Here is a 5,958-nt window from a genome sequence, read left to right as displayed (position 1 = left end):
GGCTTCTTCCATGGCTCTCAGCGCAACCCTGTACACCTTCACCATCCAGCTGGCCGACGTCGATCGCGGCGTCTACCAGGACCTGGAGCTGCGGGTCGCGGTGGGTGTAGATGGCGACGCGGTCGGCGAGTTTGGCGGCGCGGTGGACGCGGTCGGCGTCAGGGGCGCCGACGTCGATCCAGGTGGTGAGGCGGCCGGTGAGGTCGCGGATGAGGACGGGCGGTTCGTCGGTGGCGGAGACGCCGCCGTCGCTGAAGGTGATGCCGTCGGCGTATTCCAGGCAGTAGGCGAGGATGCGGGTGAGCATGTATTCGGCGGTTTCGGAGGGGTGGCGCGCGACCCGCAGCTCCAGGTCCTGGTAGACGCCGCGATCGACGTCGGCCAGCTGGATGGTGAAGGTGTACAGGGTTGCGCTGAGAGCCATGGAAGAAGCCTACGGCGGGGTCGGCGAGCAGCGGCCGCCCGGCCGGGACGGGTGGTCGATGCGCCGCTGCGCCCGGTGGGTTCGGCCGAGCTACGGCGGGCCGGGTCGGGTCGGCGCGAAACCGCCCCGCCGCGGCCCTCCCGCTCGGCGGCGCGGACCCACCCCCTCAGCCGAGGTGATACGCCAGGGTCACTGCGAAATTCCCAGCCATGAGCGCGAGCGCGCCGCCCGCCTTACCGAGGTCGAGGTCGCGCACGCGGAGATGGGCGATGATCGCGCCGACGAAATGGAAGACGAGCCCGGCGGCCGCGGCGACGCCGACGACCGGCAGCGCGAATCCCGCGAGCACACCCACTCCGCCGGCCGCGAACACCAGGCCGATCGGCCGCGTCCACGACAGCGGGACCTGCACCTGCTCGGCCGCCGCCACCGTGACCGGATGACGGGTGAAGTTCATCCACGCCCCGCCGGCGCACAGCAGCGCGGTGAGACAGGTCGAGATCACGTACAGGGCGAACATCGGTGGCCTTTCTTGCGTGGACGGGGGCTGCTTCCACCCTCGCGCCCGGCCCTGTTGCCCGTCCAATACCCGCATCCATAACCTGATGGCATGGATGTCGACACCCGGCTGCTGCGGTATTTCGCGGCGGTCGCCGAGGAGGGCAACCTCTCCCGCGCGGCCGAACGGCTGTACGTGTCGCAGCCGTCGCTGACCAAGCAGATCCACCGCCTGGAGGAACTGCTCGGGGTGACGCTGTTCGTGCGTTCACGCGCTGGCATGGCGCTCACCGGGCCGGGCAAGGCGCTGGCCCGCTCGGTACCGGCCCTGTTGACGGATTGGCAGCGGGCGGTGGCCGAGGTGAAAACCGCTGCGGCCGAACAAGACCGCGTGTTGCGCGTGGGCTTTCTCGCCAGCGCGGCGAACGAGGCCACGCCGGACATCATCGCCGCGTTCGGTGAGCTGCGTCCCGGCTGGCGGGTGGAGATGCGGCAGAGTTCCTGGTGGGATCCCACCGCGGGGCTCGCCGACGGCGAGGTCGACGCCGCGCTGCTGCGGGTGCCGTTCCCCGGCCAGCAGTCGTGGGGCGTCGAAGTGCTGCTGAGCGAACCGCGCGGGGTGATGCTGCCGAGCACGCATCCGCTCGCCGCGGCCGAGACCATCGACTTCCCGCAACTGTGGGACGAGCCGTTCATCTCCGCCCCGGACGCGACCGGCGAATGGCGCGACTACTGGCTCGCCATCGCCGAGCGCCGTGGCCATCCGGTGCGGATCGGTGCCGTCACCGAGCACACCGACGAATGGCTCAGCGCGATCGCCAACGGTTACGGCGTCGCGCTCGCGCCGGAATCGGCCGGGCGCTATTTCCAGCGTCCCGGTGTGGTGTATCGCCCGGTGAACGGCATCGCGCCCACCCAGGTGGCCGTCGCCTGGGACCCGGCGATCGCCGCCGACTCGGCCGTGCATGATTTCGTCGCCAGCTGCCTGCGATTTCGCCAGTAGGGGCTCCGGGTCACTTGCTCGAAGCGGGAAAGTGCCCACGCTCGGCGATCCGTCTCGCTACGATGCCATCAATTGAGACGGCCCAGTCTCAAAGGTGGCGTCCGCGCGCAGGGCACGCCACCATCGCTCGACACCTAGGACATCCGATGGCCCTCCCTCGCACTCGACTCTTCACCGCGCTCGCGCTATCGATGCTGGCGCTGTCGCCGGCAGCGGCGGTGCATGCGGCGCCGGGTGCGGCCGGCGGTGCCGAGTATGTGGCGCTCGGTGATTCCGGGGCGGCGACGGCGGGTGTGGTGGATATCGATCCGACGGCGCCGTTGGCGTGCATCCGGTCCAACTCGAACGCGCCGACCCTGGTGGCGCGGCAACTGGGCCTCGAACTGGACGACCGGACGTGCAGCAGCGCCAAGATCCCCGATCTGACGCGCTCGCAATCTCCCGGTGTCGCACCGCAAGTGGAGGCGCTCGGCCCGGACACCCGGATCGTGACCCTGCACATCGGAGCCAACGACGCGAACATGACCAGATACATTCTCGGCGGCTGCCACGCCGGTCTGGCGACGGGCGGCTGCGCGGCGGCCGCGGATCCGCAGTGGGACGCCGATATCGATGCGATCGCCCCGGCCTACGCCGCTGCCTTGGACGAGATCTCGCGTCGCGCGCCGCAGGCGACGATCTTCGTCGACGGCTGGCCCACCTACCTGGGTGAATCCAGCTGCGCGGCGATGCTCGGCCTGCGTGACGCCGACGCGCGCTACATCCAGTCGAAGTTCGCCCGCCTCAACACCGTCGTCGCCCGCGAGGCCGCCGCGCACGGTGCGATCTACCTCGACACCATCGCCGCCTCCCCGCCCGCGGGCATGTGCGCCGATCCGGCGGTGCGCTGGTTCGATCCGATCCTCGCCGACCAGACCTTGCTCCCGTATCACCCGACGCCGGAAGGCCATCGCGGCGTCGCCGACCTGATCGTCGCCGCGATCACCCGCTCCGGTGCCCTGAACCGCTGACCGCTCCCGCACAACCGAAGGACCCTCGACGATGAGGCTGATCATCCGCCGCGTTTTCCCGGCCGTAGCGACCCTCTGCCTGCTGGCCTCCGGCACCGGCGTGTCCGCCGCGGCCCCCGCACCCGAGCCGCGACCGTCGGTGCAGACCGTCGAAGAGGCGCTGACCTGCACCGGCGATCCGCGCACCGGACCCACCCCACTGCTGCTGTTGCACGGCACCACCTCGACCGCCGTCGCCAACTGGTCTTGGAATTGGGACCGCTATCTGGACGCGCGGGGCTGGGCACACTGCGATCTGCAATCGCCGGACAACGCCAACGGCGATATCCAGCTCAGCGGCGAGTACGTCGCCCGCGCGATCACGATCATGTTCGAGCGCGCGGGCCGCCCCATCTCGATCCTCGGGCACAGCCAGGGCGGGATGGTGGCGCGCTGGGCGTTCGCGTTCTGGCCCGAAACCCGCGCCATGGTCGACGATTACGTGGGGCTGGCCTCGTCGAATCACGGCTCCCGTAACCCGGTGCAGGATTGTCACCGCACCAGGGAATGTTCGGCGGCCCGCTGGCAGCAGACCGCGGGATCGGCGTTCCTCAACGCACTCAACCGGCAGCCGGAAACGTTCCCGCAGATCGACTACACCGTGATCACCACCCAGCTCGACGAAATCGTCGTGCCCTACACCTCCTCCTACCTGCCGACGGGCCCGAACGTGACCAACGTGTCCGTTCAGGACCTGTGCCCGGGCCGGCTCGTCGAACATTTCGGCATGGCCTACGACAACACCGCTTTCGAGCTCGCCCTCGACGCACTCACCCACAACGGGACCGCGCGACCGGAGCGGGTCGGCGCAGCGGGCTGCGGTGCGATGCTGATGCCCGGCGTCGACCCGGCCGGGTTCGTGCAGAATTCGGCGATGGCGTTGAACGTGTCGGTCCAGTCGACGTTGTCGGCGCCGCGGCTGAGCGAGGAACCGCCGGTGATGCCGTACGCGCGCTGAGGCGCGGCGGTACCGGGCGTCCTACATATGCGGCCAGTCGGCCGGAACCATCCTTTTCGCCTCCACCAGACGGATTTTCGCCTGATGCCGGATCGGGCAGTTGGTGGTGAGGCAGTGCCGGTGCTTCTGCATCACCAGATGGGCGGTGGTCACGTCCATGACGGGCAGGCGGGCGTGCCCGAGCAGCGGTTCCAGCATGGCTCCGGTGATCATTCGAAGGGCTCCAGATTCTTCAGCGGCCAGCGGGCGTAGACGTGGAACGGATCGAGGGTGATGACGTCGACCTGTTGTTCCAACGCCCGGAAGGCGTGGTCGAGGTGGATGAGTGAGGGCACGAACAGCGCCTCCGCGCGGTATCGGCCGATCGCGTCGGTGATATCGGATTCCCAGAACGAGGCCTCCGGCCCGAACACGAAGATAGGGTGCCCCAGCGTGTAGCCGAGCCGCGTGGCGAGCTTGTGTATGCGTGCCTCGTCCCAGCACGTCGAGGGGCGCGGCGCGCTGCGAAAACGGATGAGCGCCAGTGCTACCGGTGTATCGTCGTCCACGTCATCCTCACGATTGGTTGGGAGCCGCCAGGGCCGGGGCGAGGGGCAATCGCCATCCGCAACCCGCGCTCCAGGCATCGTGCGAATGTCCGTTCCGGGGGTCGGTAAGGGGTCCCATCCTCCCGGTTCGGCTGTCCCGGCCCTGGTGGCCGGCGACAGGAGAACATGGCTCTGCCAGCGGTTTCCAGTTCTCACGGGCGGCTCGGAGGAGTTCGTCGAGTTCCCCTGAGAGCCCTCCGTGGCGGTGCCGAATCCCATCCACGAATCGACCGCACATCCATCCACGAGGGGGAAGGCGAACGATGACCACCAAGCCGGTGCCGACCAACATCCCACGCAGGCAGCTCGGTCGGCAGCTACGGGAAATCCGCCAGGGGGCCGGACTTTCCATCGAACACCTCGCCCGCTTGCTCGGACGGGGAGCCACGACGGTGCAGAGATTGGAGACCGGGACGGCGAACACGATCCGGATCAGCGATCTGGAAGGGATCTGCGAGCTGTGTAATGCGGAAGAGAAGCTTGCGGGGCTGGTGAAGCTGGCGGAGGAGGCGGGGGAACCCGACCAAGGGTGGTGGCATCAGTACTCGGATGCACTCAACGAGATCTTCACCTCGTATCTAAGTTTGGAAGCCAGCGCTTCGAAGATAACTCAGTACCAGCCCTATCTGTGCCCGGGATTGCTGCAAACGCCGGATTACACCAGGGCGCTCGGACGGTTGGCGGACTGGCCTCCCGAAGAGGTTGAAGATCAGGTGCGCATCCGCGCCAAACGCCAGCGGTTGATCGCCCGCACGCGAAGCCCACTGGAGTACGACGTACTCATCGAGGAATCTGTGCTGCGGCGCATGGTTGGTAACTCGACGGTCATGTCCGAACAGGCCAAACGCATGGCTGATGTGCCGGAGAATGTCGAGCTGCGGGTGATCCCCATAGGAGCGCCCTTCCCCATCGGATACCAGCCGGGTTCCTTTCTCGTTCTGGATATGCCGAACGAGCCGTCAGTGGTGCATCTCGAACACCTTCGGTCGAGCATCTACTACGACCGTCCGCGGACGGTCCACGAATATCGGCGAGCTCACGAGGCATTGAAGCGGGTAGCGTTGACGTCGGCGGACAGTAAGCGGCTACTCAGGCAAATAGCAAGGGAGTACAAGCGATGAAAGTCGATCTTGCGGGCGCACGGTGGTTCAAGTCCACCCGTAGCGGAACTGGCGACGATTGCGTCGAAATTGCCTACCTGCCTACCGATCACGTTGCCGTCCGCGACTCGAAGAACCCCACCGGCCCGGCCCTGATCTTCGCGCCGGGCGCGTGGGATGCCTTCCTCACCGGCGCTCGCTCTGGCCGCTTCGACCGCCCTTGACAGCCACCCCTTCCACCTCGACTAACCGGCGAGGGAGATATGAGGCAGGTCGCATCGGCATGTCGCCAGTCTCATGTCTCCCTCGTGGGCTCGAGTGGCGGGCGGAGCCCGGGGG

8 protein-coding genes and 2 pseudogenes are annotated in these 5,958 nt (G+C 67.9%); 6 read left to right on the top strand and 4 right to left on the bottom strand.

Translation table 11 applies throughout. The features are described 5' to 3' along the window. Nucleotides 1-10: 10 nt before the first annotated feature. Nucleotides 11-58 (top strand): annotated as a pseudogene (locus tag GV790_RS31470) (hypothetical protein); the annotation flags it as partial. A gap of 33 nt (nt 59-91) precedes the next feature. On the opposite strand, the pseudogene GV790_RS28660 reads toward GV790_RS31470, so the two are convergent. Beyond that, nucleotides 92-424, bottom strand: a pseudogene (locus tag GV790_RS28660) (YaeQ family protein); the annotation flags it as partial. A 166-nt stretch (nt 425-590) separates the two neighbouring features. Beyond that, nucleotides 591-944, bottom strand: a complete 354-nt coding sequence (locus GV790_RS28655; RefSeq protein WP_163817931.1) for a DoxX family protein — start codon at nt 942-944, stop codon at nt 591-593. A gap of 90 nt (nt 945-1,034) precedes the next feature. Between GV790_RS28655 and GV790_RS28650 the strand changes: the two genes are divergently transcribed. The 3 genes from GV790_RS28650 to GV790_RS28640 all read left to right on the top strand — a co-directional run bounded on the left by GV790_RS28650 (nt 1,035) and on the right by GV790_RS28640 (nt 3,932). Then, the gene (locus tag GV790_RS28650) at nt 1,035-1,925 is read left to right on the top strand and encodes a LysR family transcriptional regulator (protein WP_163817929.1); all 891 of its coding nucleotides are present in this window, start codon (nt 1,035-1,037) and stop codon (nt 1,923-1,925) included. A 146-nt stretch (nt 1,926-2,071) separates the two neighbouring features. Beyond that, the gene (locus GV790_RS28645) at nt 2,072-2,935 is read left to right on the top strand and encodes an SGNH/GDSL hydrolase family protein (RefSeq protein ID WP_163817927.1); all 864 of its coding nucleotides are present in this window, start codon (nt 2,072-2,074) and stop codon (nt 2,933-2,935) included. Between the two features lie 31 nt (nt 2,936-2,966). Beyond that, entirely contained in the window at nt 2,967-3,932 is a 966-nt protein-coding gene (locus GV790_RS28640; RefSeq protein WP_163817925.1) for an esterase/lipase family protein, read from the top strand. A 21-nt stretch (nt 3,933-3,953) separates the two neighbouring features. On the opposite strand, the gene GV790_RS28635 is transcribed toward GV790_RS28640, so the two are convergent. Continuing rightward, the gene (locus GV790_RS28635; RefSeq protein ID WP_163817922.1) at nt 3,954-4,145 is read right to left on the bottom strand and encodes a hypothetical protein; all 192 of its coding nucleotides are present in this window, start codon (nt 4,143-4,145) and stop codon (nt 3,954-3,956) included. Then, nucleotides 4,142-4,480: a hypothetical protein gene (locus tag GV790_RS28630; RefSeq protein WP_163817920.1), complete on the bottom strand. Its 339-nt coding sequence runs from the start codon at nt 4,478-4,480 to the stop codon at nt 4,142-4,144. Before GV790_RS28630 ends, GV790_RS28635 begins: the two co-directional genes overlap by 4 nt. A gap of 302 nt (nt 4,481-4,782) precedes the next feature. Here GV790_RS28630 and GV790_RS28625 point away from each other — a divergent pair, with 302 nt between their 5' ends. Next, nucleotides 4,783-5,640, top strand: a complete 858-nt coding sequence (locus GV790_RS28625) for a helix-turn-helix domain-containing protein (RefSeq protein WP_163817918.1) — start codon at nt 4,783-4,785, stop codon at nt 5,638-5,640. Continuing rightward, on the top strand, nt 5,637-5,843 hold the full coding sequence (locus GV790_RS28620; RefSeq protein ID WP_163817916.1) for a DUF397 domain-containing protein: 207 nt from the start codon (nt 5,637-5,639) through the stop codon (nt 5,841-5,843). The genes GV790_RS28625 and GV790_RS28620 overlap by 4 nt, the downstream gene beginning before the upstream one ends. Nucleotides 5,844-5,958: the final 115 nt, after the last annotated feature.

Source organism: Nocardia cyriacigeorgica (genome assembly GCF_010858045.1).
GTDB classification, from domain to species: Bacteria; Actinomycetota; Actinomycetes; order Mycobacteriales; family Mycobacteriaceae; genus Nocardia; species Nocardia cyriacigeorgica_E.
The sequence above is the reverse complement of the archived record's forward strand: the minus strand, read 5'-3'. Positions and strand labels throughout refer to the sequence as shown.